This is a genomic window from Pseudomonas sp. ATCC PTA-122608 (assembly GCF_001952855.1).
GTDB lineage: Bacteria > Pseudomonadota > Gammaproteobacteria > Pseudomonadales > Pseudomonadaceae > Aquipseudomonas.
On sequence record NZ_LPNO01000011.1, the window covers coordinates 15,527 to 39,099 of the forward strand.

Consider the following 23,573-nt stretch of genomic DNA (forward strand, 5'->3'; position numbering starts at 1 on the left):
ACTCTTTGAATTTATTAATAAATTCAAAAGCGGCACAGCTCCTGCTCTCTTCCTGACAACGCTGTTTAGGGTCAGCGTAAAGAATAAGGAATGCTGCCGTGAAAACACTCAATCCAGGCTCACTGAGCCTACTGCTGATCAGCTGTGTATTCAGCACCAGCATGAGTCTTTCGGCCCTCGCGGGTGACGGCACCATCGTGGTTGGTCGCACCGTACAAGGCCACATGGCTGGCCGCTCCTCCTTTGCCCCGGATCGCAACCCCAGCACTGTCAATGCAAACCCCTCCAAACAAGTTTTGAGCGCCACGACTGGCGAACTCAGCGACCTCGACATCGCCGGGGTCAGCAGCGGCTCCAGTATCACCCGCGCCATGATGCCCGGCGGCAACCTTCCTGGCCTGAGTAACAGCCTGGGCGCAAGCACCTCAACCCTGGGAGCTGGCGCATCCGCCGGCCATGGCGGTGGTGGCAGCAGCATGGCCGGGCAGATCAATGGTTCGATCCAGCGGGGCATGGCGCCGCTGAACAACATCGGCAGCATGATGGGGGGCCAGTAATGAATCGCTCCTGGCTGATCATCGCCGCACTGGGTTGCACATCGGCCATGGCCGACAACAACGCAACGATCGATAACAGCGGCCAGCAATACAGCGGCGTCGCCTCGGTCAACCAGTCTGCCGGTAATCAGCAACAGCAGATCAACAGTCGCGCCATCGTCGTCGGCGGACAAGCCCACGATTCACTCGTGCAGAAACTCGATGGCAAAGTCGATGCTTCCCTGAACGCCAACGCGGCGATCCAGGGTTCCTCTTTCAGCAATGGCAACGGTGTGCTGGGCGTCAACCAGTCGGCCGGGGCCAATACACAGATGATCAATGCCGTGCGGATCAGCATCAATCCGGGTCCGCAAAGCATCGATGACAGCGTTTTGTCGCAGCAGAACACGACGCTGTTAACAGACTCAGGGCTCACCCCCACCACTGGCAGCCGCCAGGTCGTTACCAGCGACCAGGCCTTCACCGGCAGCCGAGGAGTGGTACAGGTGAACCAGAGTGCGGGGGTGGGGAACCGAGTGGCTAACACCCTGGCTATCACTATCAAGTAACAGCTTGATCAGTGTTTGTTAGTTAGACCGTACCAACACTTAACCAACTAATTAGAAGCAAGGAGATACACCATGAAACCTACAATGGCTCTTAAACCACTGGTTTTCGCTCTGACTGCGCTCATGGCTGTTGCTGCACAAGCAGGTGGTAGCGGCGGCGGCTGGCACCCAACCCCAGTGGCGACCGGCACCGTGGCTGCCGTCGTGACGGATACCCAAGTCAGCAAAGACAACAAATTCGACGACACTAAAACCACTAACAACGCCTCAGCCACTGGCTCGCTTAACGGCCACTCCGGCAACCTGGGCGCCAACGCCGCTTCGGGCTCGGGCAACCAGCAGGACAATGCTGCTGCAATCACCAGCAGTGCCGATGATGCTGCTTCGGTGTTTGCCGTCGCCGACATCTATCAAGAAAGCCAAAACAACAAGTTCGACAACAAAGGCACGCAAAACAACGCGTCTCTGAACAACTCGGCCAACAACAGCTCGGGTAACACCGGCGTCAACGTTGCAGCCGGTCAAGGCAACCAACAGAAAAACAACCTGGCTATCGTGACTGCCGACGGCAACAACGTAGCCGCTGCTTCCAACACCGAGCAACAATCGTTGGACAACCACTTCCTCAACGCAGCCGCGTCTACCCATGGCTATGGTGGCCAGTCTACCTATGTCAGCAACAACGCCAGCCTGAACAACTCTGGCAACAACGGCTCCGGCAACATCGGGCTCAACGTGTCCGCAGGTTCCGGCAACCAACAAAGCAACACCCTCACACTGGGCAGCGGTTGCACCCAATGTGCAGCGGGCAGCGGCGTTCGCTTCTGATGCAACGGGGCCTTGGCGACAAGGCCCTTTTCTATTTCCAGTGTCCAACAGGTCAGACGATCATGCGCCTCGTGACGCTCACCCTCTTGTTAATGCTCACCGGCCCGACCTGGGCAGGGCAAATGGCAATTTCAGCCATGCCCGGCGGTGGCGTGATATTCAAAAAGGTCGAGAGCATTCGTGAGCGCCGCTTCGCCAACCTGGTGGAACAGAAAACCGATTTCAGCTGCGGTGCTGCGGCACTCGCAACCATCCTGCGTCAGGGCTATTGGCTGGACGTCGACGAAGCACACATCATCAAAGGCATGCTGGTCAACGCTGACCAGGACTTGGTACGTACCCAAGGCTTCTCCATGCTGGACATGAAGCGCTACCTCGAAAGCATCGGCATGCGTGCCCGGGGCTACAAGATCGGGCCAGATACCTTGGTCACCGTGAAAATTCCCGTCGTGGTACTGCTGGAAATTCGCGGCTACAAGCACTTCGTGGTCATGCAGCGAGCGGACAAGAACTGGGTCTATATCGGCGATCCGGTGCTGGGGCATAAACGCTATTCGCATGACGACTTCGTCAAGGGCTGGAACGGCATCGTTTTCGCCGTACTCGGTGAAGGCTACGACAAGACCAACATCCTGCTCGACCCACCCACCCCCCTGACGGCGAAAAACAAAATGAATGAGTTCAGGCCCGTGGGTGATGCAGAGCTGATGGACTTCGGTTTTATCCAGAGCGACTTCTTCTAGAAGCGCAATAAGGAGCAGGACGCTCCAGGAGCCAAAGATGAACACCTACCGCTGGCTTACGGTCATGTGCCTGGTAGCCTCAATGCCTGTTTATGCCTCCTCCGGATTTAAACCGATTGAAGTCAAGGATTCGGAATTGGCGGAACTGCGCGGGCGCTATGTGATGCCTGGGCGGATTATCAGCTTTGGCATCGTGATGAGCAGCACCTGGACCAACGCCGTTGGCGACTCGATCACTGGCAAGGCCAGCATGCAGATCGACTCATCCACTATCACCCCCCAATTCTATGTACAAACCACTGGCGGGACGGGCACCGGGACCGGTCAGACCACCGGCACAGGCACCGTGACTGGCGGCGCCGGACTGGGCACCGGCCAGGGCGTGGTTCAAAGCGTGCGCGCTGCGGGCGACGGCAACACGGCGACCAACAACGTCGGCATCAACATCAACGAAAATGGGCTGGCGCCGGCCAATCTTGTGCAGTCAGGGCAAGTGCTGGTGGCCGGCGGTACCGTCACGGGGACCAGTGGGGCTGGCAACGTCAGCGTCTCAGCCGCCAATGGCGGCCTGCAAATGGCTATCCAAGCCAATCACAACCAAGGTAATAGCGTGCAGCAAATCGGCGGCGGCAATGTGCTACAGGGCACCGTTTTGCAGGGCAACAGCAATTTCGTTAACAACATGACCCAACTGAACGTGGTCATGGGCAGCAACGGTTTGAACAATGGTGTACTGAACTGCAACCTGGACCAACTCAAAGGCCTACGCACCCTTGGTTATTGAACTACGCTGTGCCTCGACACTTGCGCATTAGAAAGGGACGGCTTATTTCATGCATCGATCGCTATCGTTACGTGCCGTAATTTGCTTGAGCACGCTCCTGCCCGCATCCATGTTGTATGCCGCGCCGGATACCGACATCGACACATTGAAAAAGGAATTGCTGGAACTCAAGCAACGCTACGAAGTGCAGCAAAAAGCACTGGCGGTGCTGGAACAACGGGTACGCCAGGTTGAAGACCAGCCGGCGGCCCCACCCCCCAAACGCCTGGCCAAATCCCCGGCAGACTTCCAGAAAGGCGGCACCACGGTGGCCGGTAACACGCCCGGCGTCGGTGCAGCTGCCGCCTCGGGCGGTGCAGGCGGCGGCGCCTCCTATGGGCAGTCGCTCAAGGACGACTCGGCCCCGGCACAGAGTGTGAGCAACCTGTACAACGAGGCGAGCGGCTTCTTCGGCGATGGAAAATTCAGTTTTGAAACCGGTGTTACCTATGCTCGTTACGATGCCCGTCAGTTAACCCTCAACGGTTTTCTGGCGCTGGACTCGATCTTCCTGGGCAATATCAACCTGGACCGGATCAAGGCCGACAACTGGACGCTGGACTTAACGGGGCGCTACAACCTCGACAACCGCTGGCAATTCGATGTGAACGTACCGGTGGTTTATCGTGAATCGACTTATCAGTCCGGTGGTGCCAATGGCGGTTCCGGTACGGCGACATCAGAGGAGTCGGTCAGTCGTGACCCGACGATTGGCGACGTCAACTTTGGCGTGGCCTATAAATTCCTCGACGAAACGGCCAGCCTTCCGGATGCCGTGGTGTCGCTGCGCGTCAAGGCGCCTACCGGTAAAGAACCGTTTGGCATCAAGTTGGTACGTTCACCTAACAATACCAACCTTTACGTGCCGGAAAACCTGCCCACCGGCAACGGCGTCTGGTCGATTACGCCGGGCATCTCCCTGGTCAAGACTTTCGACCCAGCGGTGCTGTTTGGGTCGCTGTCCTACACCCATAACTTCGAAGACTCATTTGACGACATCAGTTCCACAGTCAATGAAAAAGTCGGCGGCAAAGTGCGCCTGGGAGACAGCTTCCAGATCGGCGTTGGCGTGGCCTTTGCGCTCAACGAGAAAATGAGTATGTCGTTTTCGGTCTCCGACTTGATCCAACGCAAGAGCAAGCTAAAGCCCGATGGCGGCGACTGGCAATCGGTGGTTTCCAGCGACGCCAACGCCGGCTACTTCAACGTCGGCATGACGATCGCGGCAACCGACAACCTGACGATCGTGCCGAACCTGGCCATCGGTATGACGGATGATGCGCCGGACTTTACCTTCAGCCTGAAATTCCCGTACTACTTCTAAACAGAACACTGTAGGAGCGAGCTTGCTCGCGAAAAACCCGAGAGCAACGCGGGGCTCCAGAAACCCCGCGTTATCGTTAACGAATTTCGCGAGCACGCTCGCTCCTACAGACAAGGAAAAGCCCCGCAACGATAAGGGTCGTTGCGGGGCTTTTCGGTTTACCCGCCCTAGCGGATCTGGTGTTTGTGCAGCAACCGGTAGAACGTCGGCCGGGAAACCCCCAGCACACGGGCCGCGACACTCAGGTTGTCGCTGTGCCGGTTGAGCACATCGCACAGCGCCTGACGTTCGGCACGGTGCTTGTAATCCTCCAGTGTAGCCATCGGCAGCGCGATTGCCTGCTGGCTTTGCAGTCCCAGATCAACGGCTTCGATTTGCCGCCCTTCAGCCAGTACCAGGCCACGCCGTACGCGGTTGGCCAACTCCCGCACATTGCCCGGCCAACCGTGCTCGCCCATGGCTACCAACGCGTCTTCACTGAAGCTGCGGGGGCGCCGGCCGGTTTCCTGGCTGTAGAAGTGTGAAAAATGGTTGGCCAACATCGCCACGTCACCATGACGCTCGCGCAACGGCGCAGTCACCACTTGCAGGACGTTGAGCCGGTAGTACAAGTCTTCCCGGAAGGTACCCTTTGCAACCGCGGCTTCCAGGTCGACGTGGGTGGCCGCCAATACGCGCACGTCCACCGGAATCGGTTGGCTGCCGCCGACGCGCTCGATCTGTTTTTCCTGGAGAAAACGCAGCAGGTTGGCTTGCAGCTCCATGGGCAAGTCGCCAATTTCATCGAGAAACAACGTACCGCCATGCGCCGCCTCAATCCGCCCGATCTTGCGCTGATGGGCGCCGGTAAAGGCGCCCTTCTCATGCCCAAACAATTCGGACTGGATCAGGTGTTCAGGGATCGCCCCGCAATTGATCGCCACAAACGGCTTGGCGTGGCGCTGGGATTGGCGATGCAGGGTGCGGGCGACCAGCTCCTTGCCGGTGCCGCTGTCGCCACGAATCAACACCGGGGATTCCGTCGGCGCCAACTTGGCCAGCAGTTTGCGCAGTTCGCGAATCGGGCGGCTGTCGCCCAGCAACTCATGTTCAGGCTGGCCGGCAGGCGCGTTGTTGCCCTTGCCCCGCAGGCGCGCCATGCCAAAGGCACGGCCGAGGGTGACCTGCACCCGGGACACATCGAACGGCAAGGTATGGAAGTCGAAGAACCACTCGCAGACAAAATCGCCGACATTCTGCAGGCGCAGCACTTCCTGGTTAAGCACGGCAATCCACTCGGTGCCGCTACGGCTGATCAGTTCCTTGACCGCTTCGGGCCGCTCCAGATGAAACGGCTGCAGGCGCAGCAATCCAACATCGCAGGAGCGCTCACCCACCGACTCGAGGGCACAGCTGTCCACATCCCACCCCGCCGTACGCAAGCCCGGTAATAGCCCGTGGCAGTCATCACAGGGATCGACCACAAGCAGACGGCGCGGAGCAGGTGCAACAATCATGACTATTCCTTGGCGTCAAAATCGTTAAAGTTATTTAAAAACAGTTATTTGTAAACCCTGCTGGCAACACTATCAAGATTTTGACGCGGCCTTTGTACCCATTCGTTATAAGCCGCGCACAAACCTGTCCTTTTCCTCCAGTCGAGTGCGGTCAATTGTCGCGGCATAACTTTCATGAGGCTTTCAACATAGCCCCTTACATGACTTTAATCAGGGAAAGTTAAAAAATCTTCTTCTAACATGTGACCTGTACCCGGTGATCGTGCATCAGTACAAGTAACCAGTCGTTAGGCACGCCCAACCAACGGCTTCACTTGAATGGGCATTTAGAGAGAAGACCCCATGAACGCCCCGCTCCGCATCAACGAAGCTCTTTTGATCGCAGACCGTGCTTTCCAGCCCTTTCAATGTGTGGCCTGGCACGATGGCAACGGCGCCCTTAGCCTGAGCGTCATCGACCGCACCAATACCCGTATCGGTAGCAAGCAGCTGTCTTCCAGCACTTATTCCGACCCGGCACAGCTCGAGGACTTGCTGTTGCAGGCCCGCGCTGAACTCGATAAAGATGGCTATCAGTTGCAATCCTGGGCAATGCCCAAGTAACTGAAACTCGCGTGAGGCGGCACCAGAAAGTGTGCCGTTTGACGGCGCAGTATATTGACCCGCAATAACACTAGTAGGTAGTCAGCGATGCAAGTTGCAACTTTGCATAGCTGACTACTTATTAGTGTGGTTGCCAATCAATCGGCCGAGAGAATAAATCGCTCAATGGCTTCCGCCGCACCGTCGTCGACATTACTGCCGGTCACGACGCTGGCCTGGCGCTTGACCACTTCTTCGGCCTGGCCCATGGCAATCGACAACCCTGCCACGTGAAACATCGCCGGGTCGTTGCCGCCATCGCCGATGGCGGCTGTCTGTTCCAGTGGCACACCCAGGTGCGCAGCCAGGGTCTTCAAGGCTTCGCCCTTGTTGGCCTTCATGGCGGTCACATCCAGGAACACTGGCTGCGAGCGGGACACCTGAGCCAAACCCTCGACCCTCGGCTGCAACTGCGCTTCCAGCTCGATCAGCAGTTGGGTATTGGTACTGGCCGCAACAATCTTGTCGACCCGATCCAGGAACGGCTCGAAACTCTCCACGACGATTGCCCCATAACCCAGGCCATGTTCCTCGCGAACCGCCATCGGCCCGCCAGGATCGCGGCGCAGCCAGTCACCGTCGGCAAACAGCCAGACTTCCACGTCTGGCTGCGGCGTAAACAATGCCAGCGCTACCAGCGCCGCTTCTGCCGGCAAGTGATGCGCCACCAGAATACTGCCGTCGGGATTGACCAGCGTGCCGCCGTTGAAGCCGGCAATCGGTACGTCAATACCGAGTGCTTCGACCTGCTGCATCATGGCCTTGGGTGGTCGCCCGCTGGCCAGGCTGAAAAACACCCCGGCCGCGCGCAAGGCGCGAACCGTATCAATGGTGCGTTGACTGAGGCTGTGATCCGGATGCAGCAACGTGCCGTCCATATCACTCAACACAAAGCGGATGGGTTGACTCGGCAAGTCGCTCATCCGAGGCTGTGCCAGCTACGGCCATCGCGGGCCAAGAGTGCATCGGCTGCCGCCGGACCATCTTCGCCTGCCTTGTAGGCCTGGATGCCGTCATCCTGCTTCCACGCATCGAGGAATGGCTGCACTGCACGCCAGCCGTTTTCGATGTTGTCGGCGCGCTGGAACAAGGTCTGGTCGCCGGTCATGCAGTCGTAGATCAGGGTTTCGTAACCCGTCGACGGCTGCATCTCGAAGAAGTCCTTGTAGGCAAACCCCAGCTCCACATTGGCCATGTCGAGGGTCGGCCCGGGCTTTTTCGCCAGCAGGTCGAACCACATGCCTTCGTTCGGCTGGATCTGGATCTTCAGGTACGTCGGCTTGAGTTCATCGACCTCGGTATCACGGAACTGCGCGTATGGCGCCGGCTTGAAGCAGATGATGATCTCGGTGTCGCGGATGCTCATGCGCTTGCCGGTGCGCAGGTAAAACGGCACGCCGACCCAGCGCCAGTTGTCGATCATCACCTTGAGGGCGACGAAGGTCTCGGTGCTGCTGTCGGGCGCAACGTTGGCCTCTTCGCGGTAACCCGGCAGTTGCTTGCCGGCGACTTCACCGGCGGTGTACTGGCCGCGCACCGAGTTGGCCCGTGCGTCTTCCAGCGACCAGGGCCGTATGGCCCCGATCACCTTGGCCTTCTCGCCCCGCACCGCATCGGCGCCAAAGGCGGCTGGCGGTTCCATGGCGATCATCGCCAGCAACTGAAACAGGTGATTGGGCACCATATCCCGCAGCGTGCCGGTGTGTTCGAAGAAGCTGCCACGGGTTTCCACGCCGACGGTTTCGGCGGCGGTGATTTGCACGTGGTCGATGTAGTGGTTGTTCCAGAACGCCTCGAACAGCACGTTGGAGAAACGGCTGATAAGGATGTTCTGGACGGTTTCCTTGCCCAGGTAATGGTCGATGCGATAGATCTGCTTCTCGCTCATCACTTTGAGCAGGCAGGCGTTCAGCGCTTCGGCAGTGGCGAGGTCCGAGCCAAAAGGCTTTTCGATCACCACCCGGCGAAACGCCTCCGGGGTTTCTTCCAGCAGGCCGGCAGCGCCGAGACGCTGCACCACTTCGGCAAAGAAACGCGGCGCGGTGGCGAGGTAGAACACCGCGTTACCGGTGCCACTGTCAGCGATCTTCTTGGCGATGTCGGCGTAGGTGCCATCGTCAAGGAAGTCGCCCTCGACGTAGCTGATGCCCTTGGCCAACTGGGCCCACAATTGCGGGTCCAGGGCGTCATCCCCCTTGCCCTTGACCTTGCTGGCAGCCTCGGTGCGAATGAAGTCCTCGAGTTTCTTGGCGAAATCGGCGTCGCTGATGGCGTTGTGATCAACGCCCACAATGCGCAAGCCATTGCCCAGCAGCCCATCGCGACTGAGGTTGTACAGCGCCGGCATCAGCAGACGCTTGACCAGGTCACCGTGGGCACCAAACAGAAACAGGGTGGTGGGCGGAGCGGGTTCGGCCTTGGGTTTCTTGCCGTTGGCGGTCATTTTTTGGGAGTCTCCACATGGCCGCCAAAGCCGAAGCGCATGGCAGAAAGCATTTTGTCACCGTAGGTGCTTTGCTGGCGGGAGCGGAAGCGGGCAAACAGCGAGTTGGACAGCACGGGTACCGGTACCGATTGCTCCATGGCGGCTTCGATGGTCCAGCGGCCTTCGCCACTGTCGGCAACCGAGCCGGAATAACCGTCGAGCTTCGGATCGGTGGCCAGGGCGTCGGCGGTCAGGTCCAGCAGCCAGGACGAAACCACGCTGCCACGACGCCAGACTTCGGCGATGTCGGCGACGTTAAGATCGAAGCGCTGGTCTTCCGGCAGGCTCTCCGAATTCTTGGTCTTGAGGATGTCGAAACCTTCAGCGAAGGCCTGCATCATCCCGTACTCGATGCCGTTGTGGATCATCTTGACGAAGTGCCCCGAGCCGGCAGGCCCCGCGTGGATATAGCCACGCTCGGCACGGCTGTCAGCTGCAGCAGAACGGTCTTTCGTGCGCGGGATGTTACCGATGCCCGGCGCCAGGCTTTCGAAGATCGGGTCCAGAAGCTTAACGGTCTCGGCGTCGCCGCCGATCATCATGCAGTAGCCGCGCTCCAGGCCCCAGACGCCGCCGGAGGTGCCGACGTCGACATAGTGCAGGCCTTTTTCCGACAGGGCCTTGGCCCGGCGGATGTCATCCTTATAGAAGGTGTTGCCGCCGTCGATGATCACATCACCGTCTTCCAGCAGATGGCTCAATTCTTCAATGGTGTTTTCGGTCGGGTCGCCTGCCGGCAGCATCACCCAGATCGCCCGGGGCTTCTGCAGCCCGGCCACCAGGCCCGCCAGGTCGGCAACGCCGGTGGCGCCCTCGCCTGCCAAACCTTTTACGAATGCTTCATTGCGGTCGTAAACCACGGTGGTATGCCCATTGAGCATCAGGCGTCGCGCAATGTTGCCACCCATGCGGCCTAGTCCAATAATCCCCAGTTGCATGTGCTGATGCTCCTTACTACGAATAAATGTGTGTCACAGTTTATAGCGCAATGAGGCTAATGAGGGTTAGTCCAGAGCGGATTGGCATAGTTTCATGACAAAAAGTGGCCATCCTTTAGCCTTCAGTGGGGAAAAAGTCACAGCGACCATCAAAAATAAAAAAGTTCCCTTCGCTTAAAAAAGAATTCAGAATTGCGCCGACTGTTGCCGAGAGCCTCGAATCAAGCGCTCTGGCACCGCGATACACCGGCTATTTGCGAGGTAAGCAATGAGCACTGCACACATGACCCGTCCGCCACAGACCCTCTACGTCACCATTCGCCGTGATGAATTGCGCCAGTTGAAAGACGAACGCGACCAACTGCAACAGGAAGTCATGCGCCTGCGTTTGCACTTGCAGGGTCAGCTCAATCAACCGTCCGGCACCCAGCCCGCACTTTGCTGAACGTGAGCTGAACGAACCGTTCAGGAATAACTCACGAAGTTTTCACATCCTCATCCCGATACTCCCGCCGAATAGGGCCGCGCCACGTGCGCAGGCCCTCTGTTGCGCGCGTCCGTGCGCGTCGACACTGAAAAATTATCGGGTTGGAGCGCTGGATGGCGATGTTCAAACGCAGCACTACGTCTGCGAAAGGTTTTGATTGGGCCGGCCTCGGCTGGATGTTCCTGTTCTTCTGGTATTTCTCGGGTATCACCCAACTGCTGATCCAGCTGACCGGCACCTCCGGCTTCAGCGGTTTCCGCCAGGCATTTTTCATGAGCGCCCTGTGGTTGGCGCCGATGCTGCTGTTCCCGCGTCGCGCGCGCCTGGTGGCAGGGTTGATTGGCGTGGTGCTGTGGGCCTGCTCCATGGCCAGCCTGGGTTACTTCTTCATCTACCAGCAGGAATTCTCCCAAAGCGTCATCTTCATCATGTTCGAGTCGAACATCTCTGAAGCCGGCGAGTATGCCACCCAGTACTTTGCCTGGTGGATCGTGCTGGCGTTCATTGCCCACACGGCCATGGCCGTATTCCTGTGGACTCGCGTACGCCCGGTTTACCTGCCGCGTGGCCAAGCCATGCTGGCGGCTGCGGCAATCGTGATTGCCATCGTCGGTTACCCACTGGTCAAGCAGATCGCCAAGAGCGAGACCATGGAACTGGCCATCGACCGCTTTGAAACCCGCATCGAGCCGGCCGTGCCGTGGCAGATGATCGTCGCCTACCGCCGCTACACCGAACAACTGGACAACATGCAAGGCATGCTGACCAGCGCCAGCAAGATCCCGCCCCTGACCAACCTCAAGGACAGCATGGCCGGCCAGCCGTCGACCCTGGTGCTGGTGATCGGCGAGTCCACCAACCGCCAGCGCATGAGCCTGTATGGCTACCCGCGCAACACCACGCCGGAACTGGACAAGCTGCGGGACCAACTGGCGGTGTTCGACAATGTCATCACCCCGCGCCCGTACACCATCGAAGCGCTGCAACAGGTGCTGACCTTCGCTGACGAAGAAAACCCGGACCTGTACCTCAAGACGCCATCCATCGTCAGCGTAATGAAGCAGGCCGGCTACAAGACCTTCTGGATCACCAACCAGCAGACCATGACCAAGCGCAACACCATGCTCACGACCTTTTCCGAACAGGCCGACGAGCAGGTGTACCTGAACAACAACCGCAACCAGAACGCCCGCCAGTACGACGGCGACGTGCTGGAGCCGTTTGCCAAGGCGATGTCCGACACCGCCGAGCGCAAATTCATCGTGGTGCACCTGCTGGGCACCCACATGAGCTACCAGTATCGCTACCCGCCGACCTTCGACAAGTTCACCGATCGCCAGGGTGTGCCTGCCGGGGTCAGCGACGCACAGTTGCCGACCTACAACAGCTACGACAACGCGGTGCTGTACAACGATTTCGTGGTATCGAGCCTGATCAAGGACTACGCCAAGACTGACCCGAACGGCTTCCTGCTGTACCTCTCCGACCACGGTGAAGACGTATTCGATTCGGCCGGCCACAGCACCCTGGGCCGTAATGAAGGCAAGCCAACGGCGCCGATGTACACCATTCCGTTCATGGCCTACGCGTCGCCCAAGTGGCGTGAAAGCCACGACTGGAGCTTTGGTGGTGACTTGCAGCGGCCCTACAGCAGCTCGCAGTTGATCCATACCTGGGCCGACATGGCGGGGTTGAGCTTTGATGAACTGGACCACAGCAAGAGCCTGGTCAGTGACAGCTTCAAGCCGCGGCCGCTGCTGATTGGCAATCCTTACGAACGCCAGCAAAAGCCCCTGATTGACTTCAGCCTGATCAAGCCGAAGAAAACCGACTCGACTGATGTGGTCATCAAGTAGGTCCCATAACCCGGGTTTCACCTGCGCAATGCGGTGAAACCCGACTTGGCAGCAACACCAAGATAATAATTATTCTCGTTTAGCGCTAAAGTTCCCCGCCTCCTTTCGTCTTTGAGCCAATGGCATTTTTCATAGACGACAAGGAGTTCGCCGCGATGTTCGCGCCTTTTACCCGTTCCATGACCTTGACCCTGGGCCTTTTCAGCGTGGTGCTGAGCCCGGAGCTGCTGGCTGAAACCGATCCTGAAAAGGAATCGCACACGCCGGCCAATGCCCTTGAACTGGGCAGCACCAGCATCACCGCCGAGGGCCTGGGCGCCAACACCGAACACACTGGTGCCTACACCACAGGCTCGATGAGCACCGCCACCAAGTTGAACCTGTCCATCAAGGAAACGCCGCAGTCGGTCTCGGTGATCACCCGCCAGCAGATGGACGATTTCAACCTCAATACCCTCACCGAAGTCATGCGCCAAACCACCGGCGTGGTGGTGCAACACCTGGACTCCGACCGGGTTGGCTACTCCTCACGCGGCTACGGCATCAGCAACTTCCAGATTGACGGCATGCTCAACACCTTCGGGCGCATGAAGTCGGATGCCGACACCATTATTTACGACCGGATCGAAGTGGTACGCGGCGCCACCGGCCTGACCACCGGTGCAGGCGACCCTTCGGCCACCGTCAACATGGTGCGCAAACGCCCCACCGCCCAGTGGCAGGCAAAGACGGGCATCAGTGGCGGCTCCGATGACAATTACTACAGCTACCTGGATGTTGGCGGCCCCTTGGCGTTTGATGGGCGCCTGCGGGGCCGTACGGTGCTCGCCTACCGTGACACCCAGTCCTATCGCGACAACTACGCGCTGCAACGGGAAGTCGGCTACGGCATCCTCGAAGGCGACCTGACCGACGACACGGTGCTGGCGGTGGGCTTCGATTACCAGAACAAGCACGTGCAGGGTACCGCGTGGGGCACCTTGCCCTACTGGAACAGTGACGGCAGTAAAGCCAAGCTGCCCCGCTCCGCCAACATCGCGGCCAAGTGGAGTTCCTGGCCGCTGAAAGACGAAACCACCTTCGCCACCCTCGACCACCGGCTGGCCGGTGACTGGCATTTGAAGGCTGCCTACACCCACCGCGAAAGCGACACGGACGGCAAGGTCTACTACGGCGGCTCAGGCTTTCCCAATGCCGACCGCAGCGGCATGACGGCCTGGACCAGCCATATGATCGGCACTTCAAAAATGGACGTGGTCGACTTGAACCTGTCCGGCTCTTATTCCCTGCTGGGTCGTGAGCATGAATTGATGGTGGGGTATGGCGAATCCGAGCAGCGCGATGCTTCGCCACACCTGCGCGACGGTCCGGTGCCGAAGAATTACACCAGCATCGGCGACTGGAAACACATGGGCGGGATCGGCAAATTCCCCGACTCCAATACCGGCCTCAAGGGCTCGCAAGGCAGCACCCGCCAAAAGGCCGGCTACCTGGCCACCCGCCTGAACCTGACCGAGCGCCTGCATGCCATAGTGGGCAGTCGTTATGGCAGTTGGGAGATCGAGAGCACCACGTACAACTATGATGAGGACACCGACCAGTTCCTCGGCACCTCAAAATCCAGCCAGACCCACAACGACATGTGGACGCCCTACGCCGGCCTGCTCTACGACCTGACGCCTGAGTACACCGTCTACGCCAGCTACACCGATATCTTCAACCCGCAAGAGCAGCGCGACGCCGGCAAGCAATACCTGGAGCCGGTGGTGGGCAGCAACTACGAAGTGGGCATCAAGGGCAGCCTGCTGGAAGAGCGCCTGAACCTGGCGGCTGCGTACTTCTGGAGCAAGCAGGACAACGTCGCGGAACTGGACAGTTCGACCCCACCGGATCCGGACACTGGCGAGCAGTTCTACACGTCCGGCGGCAAAGGCAACAAAGTGCAGGGCTTCGAGGTAGAGATTTCCGGAGAGGTGCGCCCCGACTGGAACCTGACCGCAGGCTACACCTACACCCACTCCCTGAACGGCGACAAGCAGCGCAATAACACCAATCTGCCACTGAACCTGCTGCGGGTGTCCACGGCCTATCGCCTGCCCGGCGAATGGCATGCGCTGACCGTCGGCGGCGCGGTGAATTGGCAGAGTGATTTCTACGACGTTGCCTATCGCCCCGTGGGCAGAGACTCCAGTGGAACGTTGATCAGGGAGCAGACCCGAATCACTCAGCAGGCCTATACAGTGGTCAACCTGATGTCTCGCTATGAGTTCGATGACCACTTGTCGGCGTCACTTAATATCAACAACCTATTTGATAAAAAATATTACGAGCGTGTCGGCTTTTATAACGGCGTGTATTGGGGAGACCCGCGCTCCATCAGCCTTGCACTGGACTGGAAGCTCTGAATTCATCGCTGCGAAAGATTGGAAGTTAACGAAATCGTTAACTTTCGGTCAGCACCAGGTTAACCCTTACTTAATATCATTGGCCCATAGTCTCCTCATCCCGCCGCTGACACACCGCGCGGAACCCAACACACTTAATGAGACACTGCCATGAAAATTTCGACTGTTATCCTTGCTGGCCTGATGACCATGACCTCCGTAGCAGCCTTCGCAGAAGGCGGTTCAGAGCGTTCGAAGGAGTTCTACAACAACTTCACCTTCGTTCAGGAACAAACTCACGGCGCTGCCCAGCAAACAGCAATGGCTGACGGCAAGACTGCAAAGCCCGCCACTGCCGATCAAACTACCACTACACCTAACACCTGATTTACCCGCGATACCCTGCGCTATTCCGCTCTGATAGCTAAGGTTTATTTGGCGCCACTTGCTGGCGCCTTTTTTGTGTTAATTAAATAAACATTAATTAAAGCGGCTTACTCCAAAACAGCATCCGGCCATGCTCCGGATCAAATACTGCATCTTCGAAACCAAACTTGCGATACGCCGACTGTGCGACGCCATTGCCTTCAAGCACCTCGAGGGTGATCTTGCAGCAGCCGCGCTGGCGAGCGATTTCCTCGACCTTTTGCAACATCTTCTGGCTCAAGCCCAGGCCGCGGAATTTATCCATCACCACCACGTCGTGGACATTGACCAGCGGGCGGCAGGCAAAGGTGGAAAMCCCTTCAAAGCAATTCACCAGACCCGCCGGCGTACCGCCGACAAATGCCAGCACACTGAACGCATGAGCACGCTTGGCCAGCTCCGCTGGCAATTGCTGCAAACGGTCGGCCGGCAGGCTTTGGCCACCGCCCATGGGGTCTTCTGCATAATGATTGAGCACCAGGCCAATGGCCTCGGCGTGTACTGGATTGGTGTAGCTGGCTTGCAGCACCAGGATGTCTGGGGTGTCCATTTCCTTCCTCGTTAACGGTGCAACAGGGACTCGGTCCCCGTAAAAGGGCTCGATTGTAAGCGTGGAGTGGGCATTAGATGAAGGAGATTAACTACATTTGCCCGCGTGAAATTACGCCTGGATCGCCGAATCGCGTCAACTGCATCTCCTGCAAACGGCTTAGGGTGCGGCGGAATGGGAACTCCAGGTAACCCTCGGTGTAGAGGCTTTCCAATGAAACCCTGGCCTCGATGTACAGCGGCACCTTGCGGTCGTAGCACTCGTCTACCAAGGCAATGAACCGCCGGACGCTGTCGTCATGCACGGACAGTTCCGGCAACTCGCGATCACCCGCCTCCACTCGTTGGGCGGCGTCTTCCGTACCGCGTGCGATTCGTCCAGGACGCTTTTGCGCGCTGAGGTTGGGGACCTCACCCAACAAAATGGCCTTGAACCGATCACACAACAGCATGAAGTCCATGGCGGCCAGCGGCTGTTCGCACAGATCGGCATAGCGGCACCACAGCACTGTTTCACTGGACTGCACGGCCACGACGGAACGGTACCCGACCGCGACCGGGCCACTGCTCACCGCCTGCCCTTCGCTCAACTGGCGAAATACCCCGGCCAGCGCTTCAGGCTGATCGACCCAGTAACGCTGCAGCGTGGTGCCCGGATGCAGGCGATGATCTTCCCCGCCATCCACCGCAACCACTCGCATATGCTGCTTGATGGCCTCGATCCCCGGCAGGAAGCGATCACGGTTAAAACCATCGGCATACAGTTGATCTGGCGGTTGATTGGAGGTGCAGACCATCACCACGCCTTCCTCGAACATCACCTGGAACAGCCGGCCGAGAATGATCGCGTCACCAATGTCATTGACGAACAGCTCATCAAAACACAGCACCCGCACTTCCCGGCTCAGTTCACGGGCCAAGGCCTGCAAGGGGTCGTGGGTGCCCGTCAGTTGGAACGAGCGCTGGTGCACCCAGCCCATGAAGTGATGGAAATGCTGGCGCCGGGCAGGCACTCGCAAGCTTTGGTAGAACTGGTCCATCAGCCAGGTCTTGCCCCGCCCGACCGGGCCCCACAGGTACACCCCGGTGATGGGCGCATTCCCGTGGTGCAGGGCTTGATGGCAATCTTGCAGGGCTTGCACCGCCTCACGCTGGGCGTCGTCGGGGACGAAACCCTGTTCGGTGATGGCGTGCTGGTAGGCGGCGAGTGGCGAGTCGAAAGTCATGCCCGGCAGTATGCCATGACGGCTACAGGGAAATATCCAATCGGGAAATCTTGCCCTGCTCATTGAGGCGGAAGGTATAACGCAGCTCCAGCGGGCTGCCGGGAAAGCTGCCGGTGATCAGGTTGCTGACCAGCACCTTGCCGGTGCGGTGCTGCACATTCAGCACCTGGACCTTGGGCTGGTAGCGACGCCCGGTGTCTTCCATCCAGCGGGCGATGGCGGCGGTACCGACCTGGTGCTCGCCTTCATCGAACACGTTGGCATCTGCGGCGAAACAGTCGGCCACCAAGGACGTGTCGCCGGTATTCGCGGCGGCAATATAGGTCGCGATCGCCGGGGCCAGTTCGGGGGTGAGTTGAGACATGAGACAGCTCCTTGTTGGTGATTTATGGAGCCATGCTAAAGCAGTGCTGTGTCAGTTCTTGTCAGGAGTGAATGGCCCGGATTCGTTCTGTTCCATCAGCTTGCGCCAGGCCCGCAACCAGTCGCTGCGACGTCCCGGATAACGCTCGCCGTGAAGGCTGGCAGCCGCTACCCGGTCGGTGCGGAAGGTGCGATAAGCCCCGCGCAACTCGCACCACGCAACGATCACCCGCACTTCGTTGAGAAAGCCCAGGGCCAGGGGCCAGATCAGGCGCTGGCTGGCAGTCTGGCTGGCATCGGCATAATCGATGTGCAGTTTGGCCTGGCCGCGAATCGCCTCGCGAAACACATTCAGCGGCACGCGGTTTTCCGGGTAGCCAAATCCTGGCGGGCCGGGCAACAAGGTCGGATTGCGCAAGGCTTCCTGGGCCGCAGGATCAAGCACATCAGCAATCTTCGCCAGGGCATTCGCCGCCGCTTGGCTCAGCACGTCATCACCACGCTGATCGACATACCGCAAGCCGAGCACGATGGCCTCGGTCTCGTCCGCGTTGAGCATCAGCGGCGGCAGGAACAGACCCGCACGCAGCACGTAACCCACGCCCGCCTCGCCGAAGATCGGTGCGCCCAAGGCGGTCAATTCGGCGATGTCGCGGTACAGCGTGCGTTCGGATATCTCCAGTTCCGCCGCCAGCACAGCGGCGGTCACCGGGCGTTTTTTGCCCCGCAGGACTTGCAACAAGGTCAGCAGACGAGTGGTACGCGACACGTTTGATCACACTCGGAAAAGGAAAGGTGGCGAAGCTTAGCAGAGGCCTCTGTCAGAAAGTGTCAGGAGCAGGCGCCCTTCCCTTCAACGGCAAAAAAACCCTCTTGACGAAATATATGACTCGCATCATATTTAATAGATGTTGAAAAACATTTAAATCAACCACAGCGTCAGGAGTTCTCGTATGCGCAATAAAGTCTTTGGCCGTCGCAGCGGCCTGCGGGTTTCGGAGCTGGCCTTGGGTACCGCCAACTTCGGCACAGGCTGGGGCCACGGCGCCGAGCGCGAAGAGTCCAAGCGGATTTACGACGGTTACCTGGAGGCCGGCGGCAACTTCCTTGATACCGCCAACGGCTACCAGTTCGGCCAATCGGAAGTACTGCTCGGCGAGTTTATTGCGTCGGAACGGGACCGCCTGGTGATCGCCAGCAAGTACACCTTGCGCACCCAGCCTCAGGACGAAGGCACCCTCAAGCTCGGCAATAACCGCAAGAACATGGTGCGCGCCGTCGAAGAAAGCCTGAAACGCCTGAACACCGATCACATCGACCTGTTCTGGGCGCATATCAGCGACAACGTCACGCCGATGGAAGAGATCCTGCGGGGTTTTGATGACCTGGTGCGGGCCGGCAAGATCCACTATGCCGGGCTGTCCAACTTCCCTGCCTGGCGCATTGCCCGCGCCGACCTGCTCGCCGAAGTGCGCGGCTTTGTGCCGCTGGTAGCGATCCAGACCGAATACAGCCTGGCCGAACGCACCGCCGACCGCGAGCTGCTGCCTATGGCCGAAGCGCTGGGCCTGGCTGCCACGTTGTGGTCACCGCTGGGTGGTGGTTTTCTCACCGGCAAGTACCGCAACAGTCAGGAGGACTCCCGCGCCAGCAAGTTGGGGATTCTGGTCCACGCTGAAAAAAGCGCACGGGAAACGGCAGTGCTCGACACCTTGTTGGCGGTTGCCGGTGAGCTGAACGCCACGCCGACTCACATTGCCATCGCGTGGCTACGGGAAAAAGCCCGTCGATCCACCACCGCGCTGATTCCGATTCTGGGGCCGCGTACTCGCGAACAGCTGGATGGGACCCTGGGCGCGCTGACGGTGCAACTCTCGGCTGAGCAAGTCGCCCGCCTGGACACTGCCAGCGCGATTCCGCTGGGTGTGCCACACGAGATGATCGCTGAGCGCTTCCCCCGCTATACCGACGATGATGCACAAGACCTGCGCTGGCCGCCGGTTATCTAAGACCCGTTGTGGCGAGGGAGCTTGCTCCCGCTGGGCTGCGTAGCGGCCCCAAAATCTKGGGAGCGCTGCGCACTCCCGCGGGAGCAAGCTCCCTCGCCACAGATGCAGTACTCAGCCTCAGTTACGCGAGGCTTTTGCTCACCACCTCAAACACATCGCTGGACAGCTCGCCCGAAGCGCGAATCCGCTCCAGTTCACCTTTCATCAGTGCCTGCCGCGCGTTGTCGTACTTGCGCCAGCGGGTCAACGGCGCCAACTGCCGCGACGCAATCTGCGGGTTGAAGCCGTTCAACTGGATCACCAAATCCGCCAGGAACCGATAACCGGAACCATCCGCCGCGTGGAAGTTGATCAGGTTCTGTCCGGCAAACGCACCTACCAGTGCGCGCACCTTGTTCGGGTTCTTGATGTTGAACGCCGGGTGCTGCATCAACGCCTTGACCCGCTCCAGCGCGCCCGGCAAACCACTGCCCGCCTGCACGCTGAACCACTGGTCCATGACCAGCGGGTTGTCCTTGAAGTTCTCGGCAAACACCGCGAGGGCCTTGGCCTTCTCTTCTTCGAACGGCGAGTTGACCAACACCGCCAACGCCGTCAGGCGCTCGGTCATGTTGTCGCACGCGTCGAACTGCTCAAGGGTTGCCGCCAACACTTCCGGCTTGCCGCTGAGCATCAGGTAAGACAGCGCGATGTTCTGCAAGGCGCGACGGGCAAAGTGTTCCGCCTCGGCCACGTACGGGGTTTTCTTCGACAGGTCGCGATTGGCCTGGTAGCGCAGCCACAAACCTTCGAACAGGTTATCGGCCAATTGCTTGCGGGCGAACTCGCGGGCCGCGTGGATGGCGTCGACATCCGCCACTTCGCTGATTTCAGTCAGGTAGGCTTCGCTCGGCAGCGAGAGCATCTCGGCAACCATCGCCTGGTCCAGGCTCTGGTCGCTGAGCACAGTGCGCAGCGCCGTGATCAGGCGTTGATCCAATACCAGCGCCTTGCCCTGCTGATGCTGGCCGATCAGCTCCTGCAACACCTGCACCGACAGCTGCTGGCCGGCGTCCCAGCGATTGAAACCATCGCTGTCGTGCTGCATCAGGAACATCAACTGGTCGCGGTTGTACGGGAAGCTCAGTTTCACCGGCGCCGAGAAGCCACGCAGCAGAGACGGCAGCGGATGTTCGGCAATGTCGACAAAGGTAAAGGTCTGCTCGGCTTCGGTCACCGAGATCACCCGGGACGTGGCGCCCGCCGCAGCTTCACCGGCCAGGCGCAAGGCGATACCCGCGCCCTTGCCGTCCAGCAGGCCCAGTTCAACCGGAATCACGAACGGCAGTTTCTCTACTTTGTCCGGGGTTTCCGGGCAGCTTTGACGGAAGCTCAGGCTGTAGGTTTTAGCCGCCGCGTCGTAGGACTCGCTCACCGCCAGGCGTGGTGTACCGGCTTGGCTGTACCAGCGCTTGAACTGGGTCAGGTCGGCGCCGTTGGCGTCTTCCATGGCCTTGATAAAGTCGTCGCAGGTCACAGCCTGGCCGTCGTGGCGTTCGAAGTACAGGTCGCTGCCCTTGCGGAAGCCTTCGGCGCCGAGCAAGGTCTGGATCATGCGAACCACTTCCGAGCCCTTTTCGTACACGGTCAGGGTGTAGAAGTTGGAGATTTCGATAAAGCCGTCCGGGCGTACCGCGTGGGCCATCGGCCCAGCATCTTCGGCGAACTGGTGCGTGCGCAGGTAGGCGACGTCCTGGATACGCTTGACCGTCGCCGAGTTCATGTCGGCAGAGAACTGCGAATCACGGAACACCGTGAAGCCTTCCTTCAGCGACAGCTGGAACCAGTCGCGGCAGGTCACGCGGTTGCCCGACCAGTTGTGGAAGTACTCGTGGGCGACAATCGCCTCGACACGCTGGTGCGCGGCGTCGGTAGCGGTTTCGGCGCGGGCCTGCACGGCGCTGGAGTTGAAGATGTTGAGGCCCTTGTTCTCCATCGCGCCCATGTTGAAGTCGTTGACCGCGACGATCATGAAGATATCGAGGTCGTACTCACGGCCATAGGCTTCTTCGTCCCAGCGCATGGACTTCTTCAAGCTGTTCATGGCGTGCTGGCACTTGTCGATGTTTTCCGGCTCGACATAGATACGCAGCGCCACGGTGCGCTCGGTCATTGTGGTGAAGGTGTCTTCGACGCACCACAAATCACCGGCCACCAGTGCGAACAGGTAAGCCGGTTTCTTGAACGGGTCTTCCCAGGTCGCCCAGTGCCGGCCGTCTTCGCCAGGGCCGGAAGCAATCGGGTTGCCGTTGGACAGCAGCACCGGGTAACTGTGTTGCTCGGCGATCACCGTGGTGGTGAACACGCTCATCACGTCCGGGCGGTCGAGGTAATAAGTGATCTTGCGGAAACCTTCGGCCTCGCACTGTGTGCAGAACATGCCGCCGGATTTGTACAGGCCTTCCAGGGCGGTGTTGGTTTCCGGGTGGATCTTCACCGTGGTGTCGAGGGTGAAGGTTGCGCTGGTGGGGTGCACGATCAGGTGGCTGTCGCTCAACTGGTAATCGGCGTCGGTCAGTTCCTGGTCGGCCAGGTTTACCGACACCAGCTCCAACTGCTGCCCGTCGAGCACCAGCGGCGGCAGGCCGGTGCCGCGCTCGGGGTTGCGGCGCATCACCAGCTGCGCGTGGACCAGGCTATGGTCCTCGAACAACTCGAAGGTCAGGTGCGTCTCGTCGATCAGGTAGTCCGGCGCCTGATAGTCCTTCAGGTAAATCATCTTCGGCTGTTCGGTGCGCATGTCTGTCGTCCTTCTACTGATGCACGGCGAGCTGGTAGGCCGTGTATTTACGAATGTTGATCACGCCGGTGTCGAAGATCAGGTATTGGCCCTTGATCCCCATCAGCGTGCCTTCGGCAATCGGGTTCTTGTCCAGGTTGAAGCTGACAATCTTGGTAGGATACTGCTCGATCGGGTAACGGATTTCGATCGGTTCGATGTCGGTCACCGGTTGGATGGCTTGCAAGCCAAAGCGTTCCTGCAAACCGAGCAAACCCTCGGCACAGCTGGCGAACAGTTCGTCCCGCACCTGCGCAAGATTTACCGTCTGGGCGTCGCCCTTGAGCAGCGCGCGCCAGTTGGTCTTGTCGGCCACCTGGCTGCGGAACAGATCTTCGACGAAGCCCGACTGCTGGCGCGTGGCAACCCGCATGATCGGCAGCGCCTGGCTTGCGCCCTGGTCCAGCCAGCGGGTAGGCAGCTGGCTGGCGCGGGTAATGCCGACCTTGATCCCCGACGAATTCGCCAGGTAAACCACGTGATCGGTCATGCAGAATTTTTCACCCCAGGCCGGATCGCGGCAAGTACCTGCGTCGTAATGGCAACGCTCGGGGCTCATGATGCACAGGTCGCACTGGGCCAGTTTGGTCATGCACGGGTAGCAGTAACCCTGGCTGAAACTGGTCTTGGTCTTGCGACCGCAATGGGTGCAAAGGATCGCACCGAGGTATTCCAGGCGCACGGTGGTGCCGATCAACGGGTTGACCGGCACCTCGATGTCGCCCAGACGAAACGCGTATTGAACGGTCGGCTCACCCAACTGCGCCGACATCTTGCTGACTGCACCACGGCCAATCTCAATCAATGGATGGCATCCGACTTGAACAGGATGTTCGGCACCGGCGCCGACTTCGAGGCGCATTCCTGCGGGCCCATGTAGCCGGTGCGCTGGTCTTCCGGCAGGTTCTGCAGTTCCCAGGCGATCACTGCCTGCAACGACAATTCACGCTGCTCGGCGGTGAGCTTGCGGCCATCGGACCACTTGCCGATTTCCACGGCGAGCTTGAGGCTCTCGTAGATGTCCGGGGTGATGTTTTCGATCATTTCGACAAAAGAGGACATAAGACTCTT

Annotated in this window: 23 protein-coding genes; 12 read left to right on the forward strand and 11 right to left on the reverse strand. The window is 59.4% G+C overall.

The window, feature by feature from the left end; all coding sequences use genetic code 11:
* The first annotated feature begins 98 nt into the window (after nucleotides 1-98).
* The 6 genes from AU074_RS11540 to AU074_RS11565 all read left to right on the forward strand — a co-directional run bounded on the left by AU074_RS11540 (nucleotide 99) and on the right by AU074_RS11565 (nucleotide 4,823).
* The gene (locus AU074_RS11540; protein WP_076014835.1) at nucleotides 99-557 is read left to right on the forward strand and encodes a hypothetical protein; all 459 of its coding nucleotides are present in this window, start codon (nucleotides 99-101) and stop codon (nucleotides 555-557) included.
* A complete protein-coding gene (locus AU074_RS11545; RefSeq protein WP_076014836.1) occupies nucleotides 557-1,105 on the forward strand; it encodes an adhesin in 549 nt (182 codons plus the stop codon). Before AU074_RS11540 ends, AU074_RS11545 begins: the two co-directional genes overlap by 1 nt.
* Before the next feature lie 72 nt (nucleotides 1,106-1,177).
* Entirely contained in the window at nucleotides 1,178-1,933 is a 756-nt protein-coding gene (locus AU074_RS11550; protein ID WP_076014837.1) for a hypothetical protein, read from the forward strand.
* Nucleotides 1,934-1,995: 62 nt separating this feature from the next.
* Nucleotides 1,996-2,676, forward strand: coding sequence for a C39 family peptidase (locus AU074_RS11555; protein WP_076014838.1), 681 nt, complete (start codon nucleotides 1,996-1,998; stop codon nucleotides 2,674-2,676).
* 37 nt (nucleotides 2,677-2,713) lie between these two features.
* Complete coding sequence (locus tag AU074_RS11560) at nucleotides 2,714-3,460, forward strand: hypothetical protein (protein WP_076014839.1); 747 nt, start codon at nucleotides 2,714-2,716, stop codon at nucleotides 3,458-3,460.
* A 49-nt stretch (nucleotides 3,461-3,509) separates the two neighbouring features.
* Nucleotides 3,510-4,823 carry a transporter gene (locus AU074_RS11565; protein ID WP_076014840.1) on the forward strand — a complete coding sequence of 438 codons (1,314 nt, stop codon included), beginning with the start codon at nucleotides 3,510-3,512 and terminating at the stop codon, nucleotides 4,821-4,823.
* 167 nt (nucleotides 4,824-4,990) lie between these two features.
* On the opposite strand, the gene AU074_RS11570 is transcribed toward AU074_RS11565, so the two are convergent.
* Entirely contained in the window at nucleotides 4,991-6,319 is a 1,329-nt protein-coding gene (locus AU074_RS11570) for a sigma-54 dependent transcriptional regulator (RefSeq protein WP_076014841.1), read from the reverse strand.
* Between the two features lie 342 nt (nucleotides 6,320-6,661).
* On the opposite strand from AU074_RS11570, the gene AU074_RS11575 reads away from it, so the two are divergent.
* Nucleotides 6,662-6,922 carry a hypothetical protein gene (locus AU074_RS11575; protein ID WP_063029505.1) on the forward strand — a complete coding sequence of 87 codons (261 nt, stop codon included), beginning with the start codon at nucleotides 6,662-6,664 and terminating at the stop codon, nucleotides 6,920-6,922.
* A 137-nt stretch (nucleotides 6,923-7,059) separates the two neighbouring features.
* On the opposite strand, the gene AU074_RS11580 is transcribed toward AU074_RS11575, so the two are convergent.
* From AU074_RS11580 to gnd, 3 genes are read right to left on the reverse strand one after another with little or no spacing between them, the layout of a single operon-like run.
* On the reverse strand, nucleotides 7,060-7,884 hold the full coding sequence (locus tag AU074_RS11580; protein ID WP_076014842.1) for an HAD family hydrolase: 825 nt from the start codon (nucleotides 7,882-7,884) through the stop codon (nucleotides 7,060-7,062).
* Nucleotides 7,881-9,404: a glucose-6-phosphate dehydrogenase gene (gene zwf, locus AU074_RS11585; protein ID WP_076014843.1), complete on the reverse strand. Its 1,524-nt coding sequence runs from the start codon at nucleotides 9,402-9,404 to the stop codon at nucleotides 7,881-7,883. Before zwf ends, AU074_RS11580 begins: the two co-directional genes overlap by 4 nt.
* Complete coding sequence (gene gnd, locus AU074_RS11590) at nucleotides 9,401-10,408, reverse strand: phosphogluconate dehydrogenase (NAD(+)-dependent, decarboxylating) (RefSeq protein WP_256576881.1); 1,008 nt, start codon at nucleotides 10,406-10,408, stop codon at nucleotides 9,401-9,403. The genes zwf and gnd overlap by 4 nt, the downstream gene beginning before the upstream one ends.
* Nucleotides 10,409-10,652: 244 nt before the next feature.
* On the opposite strand from gnd, the gene AU074_RS34050 reads away from it, so the two are divergent.
* The 4 genes from AU074_RS34050 to AU074_RS11605 all read left to right on the forward strand — a co-directional run bounded on the left by AU074_RS34050 (nucleotide 10,653) and on the right by AU074_RS11605 (nucleotide 15,498).
* Entirely contained in the window at nucleotides 10,653-10,829 is a 177-nt protein-coding gene (locus AU074_RS34050; protein WP_159442632.1) for a DUF6026 family protein, read from the forward strand.
* A 155-nt stretch (nucleotides 10,830-10,984) separates the two neighbouring features.
* Nucleotides 10,985-12,727 (forward strand): phosphoethanolamine transferase CptA, encoded by a 1,743-nt coding sequence (locus AU074_RS11595; RefSeq protein WP_076014845.1) that lies wholly within the window; start codon nucleotides 10,985-10,987, stop codon nucleotides 12,725-12,727.
* A 155-nt stretch (nucleotides 12,728-12,882) separates the two neighbouring features.
* A complete protein-coding gene (locus AU074_RS11600) occupies nucleotides 12,883-15,132 on the forward strand; it encodes a TonB-dependent siderophore receptor (RefSeq protein WP_076014846.1) in 2,250 nt (749 codons plus the stop codon).
* A gap of 150 nt (nucleotides 15,133-15,282) precedes the next feature.
* On the forward strand, nucleotides 15,283-15,498 hold the full coding sequence (locus AU074_RS11605) for a hypothetical protein (RefSeq protein ID WP_076014847.1): 216 nt from the start codon (nucleotides 15,283-15,285) through the stop codon (nucleotides 15,496-15,498).
* Between the two features lie 97 nt (nucleotides 15,499-15,595).
* On the opposite strand, the gene AU074_RS11610 is transcribed toward AU074_RS11605, so the two are convergent.
* The 4 genes from AU074_RS11610 to AU074_RS11625 all read right to left on the reverse strand — a co-directional run bounded on the left by AU074_RS11610 (nucleotide 15,596) and on the right by AU074_RS11625 (nucleotide 18,444).
* Nucleotides 15,596-16,087: a GNAT family N-acetyltransferase gene (locus AU074_RS11610; protein ID WP_076014848.1), complete on the reverse strand. Its 492-nt coding sequence runs from the start codon at nucleotides 16,085-16,087 to the stop codon at nucleotides 15,596-15,598.
* 91 nt (nucleotides 16,088-16,178) lie between these two features.
* Complete coding sequence (gene zapE, locus AU074_RS11615) at nucleotides 16,179-17,312, reverse strand: cell division protein ZapE (RefSeq protein WP_076014849.1); 1,134 nt, start codon at nucleotides 17,310-17,312, stop codon at nucleotides 16,179-16,181.
* 22 nt (nucleotides 17,313-17,334) lie between these two features.
* Complete coding sequence (locus tag AU074_RS11620) at nucleotides 17,335-17,676, reverse strand: nuclear transport factor 2 family protein (RefSeq protein WP_076014850.1); 342 nt, start codon at nucleotides 17,674-17,676, stop codon at nucleotides 17,335-17,337.
* 51 nt (nucleotides 17,677-17,727) lie between these two features.
* The gene (locus tag AU074_RS11625) at nucleotides 17,728-18,444 is read right to left on the reverse strand and encodes a YafY family protein (RefSeq protein ID WP_076014851.1); all 717 of its coding nucleotides are present in this window, start codon (nucleotides 18,442-18,444) and stop codon (nucleotides 17,728-17,730) included.
* Between the two features lie 184 nt (nucleotides 18,445-18,628).
* On the opposite strand from AU074_RS11625, the gene AU074_RS11630 reads away from it, so the two are divergent.
* On the forward strand, nucleotides 18,629-19,684 hold the full coding sequence (locus tag AU074_RS11630) for an aldo/keto reductase (protein WP_076014852.1): 1,056 nt from the start codon (nucleotides 18,629-18,631) through the stop codon (nucleotides 19,682-19,684).
* A gap of 121 nt (nucleotides 19,685-19,805) precedes the next feature.
* Here AU074_RS11630 and pepN read toward each other — a convergent pair whose 3' ends face one another.
* From pepN to AU074_RS11645, 3 genes are read right to left on the reverse strand one after another with little or no spacing between them, the layout of a single operon-like run.
* Nucleotides 19,806-22,463 (reverse strand): aminopeptidase N, encoded by a 2,658-nt coding sequence (pepN, locus tag AU074_RS11635; protein ID WP_076014853.1) that lies wholly within the window; start codon nucleotides 22,461-22,463, stop codon nucleotides 19,806-19,808.
* Between the two features lie 13 nt (nucleotides 22,464-22,476).
* Nucleotides 22,477-23,307 carry a DUF2797 domain-containing protein gene (locus AU074_RS11640; protein WP_076014854.1) on the reverse strand — a complete coding sequence of 277 codons (831 nt, stop codon included), beginning with the start codon at nucleotides 23,305-23,307 and terminating at the stop codon, nucleotides 22,477-22,479.
* Entirely contained in the window at nucleotides 23,304-23,564 is a 261-nt protein-coding gene (locus tag AU074_RS11645; protein WP_003217900.1) for a YeaC family protein, read from the reverse strand. The genes AU074_RS11640 and AU074_RS11645 overlap by 4 nt, the downstream gene beginning before the upstream one ends.
* Nucleotides 23,565-23,573: the final 9 nt, after the last annotated feature.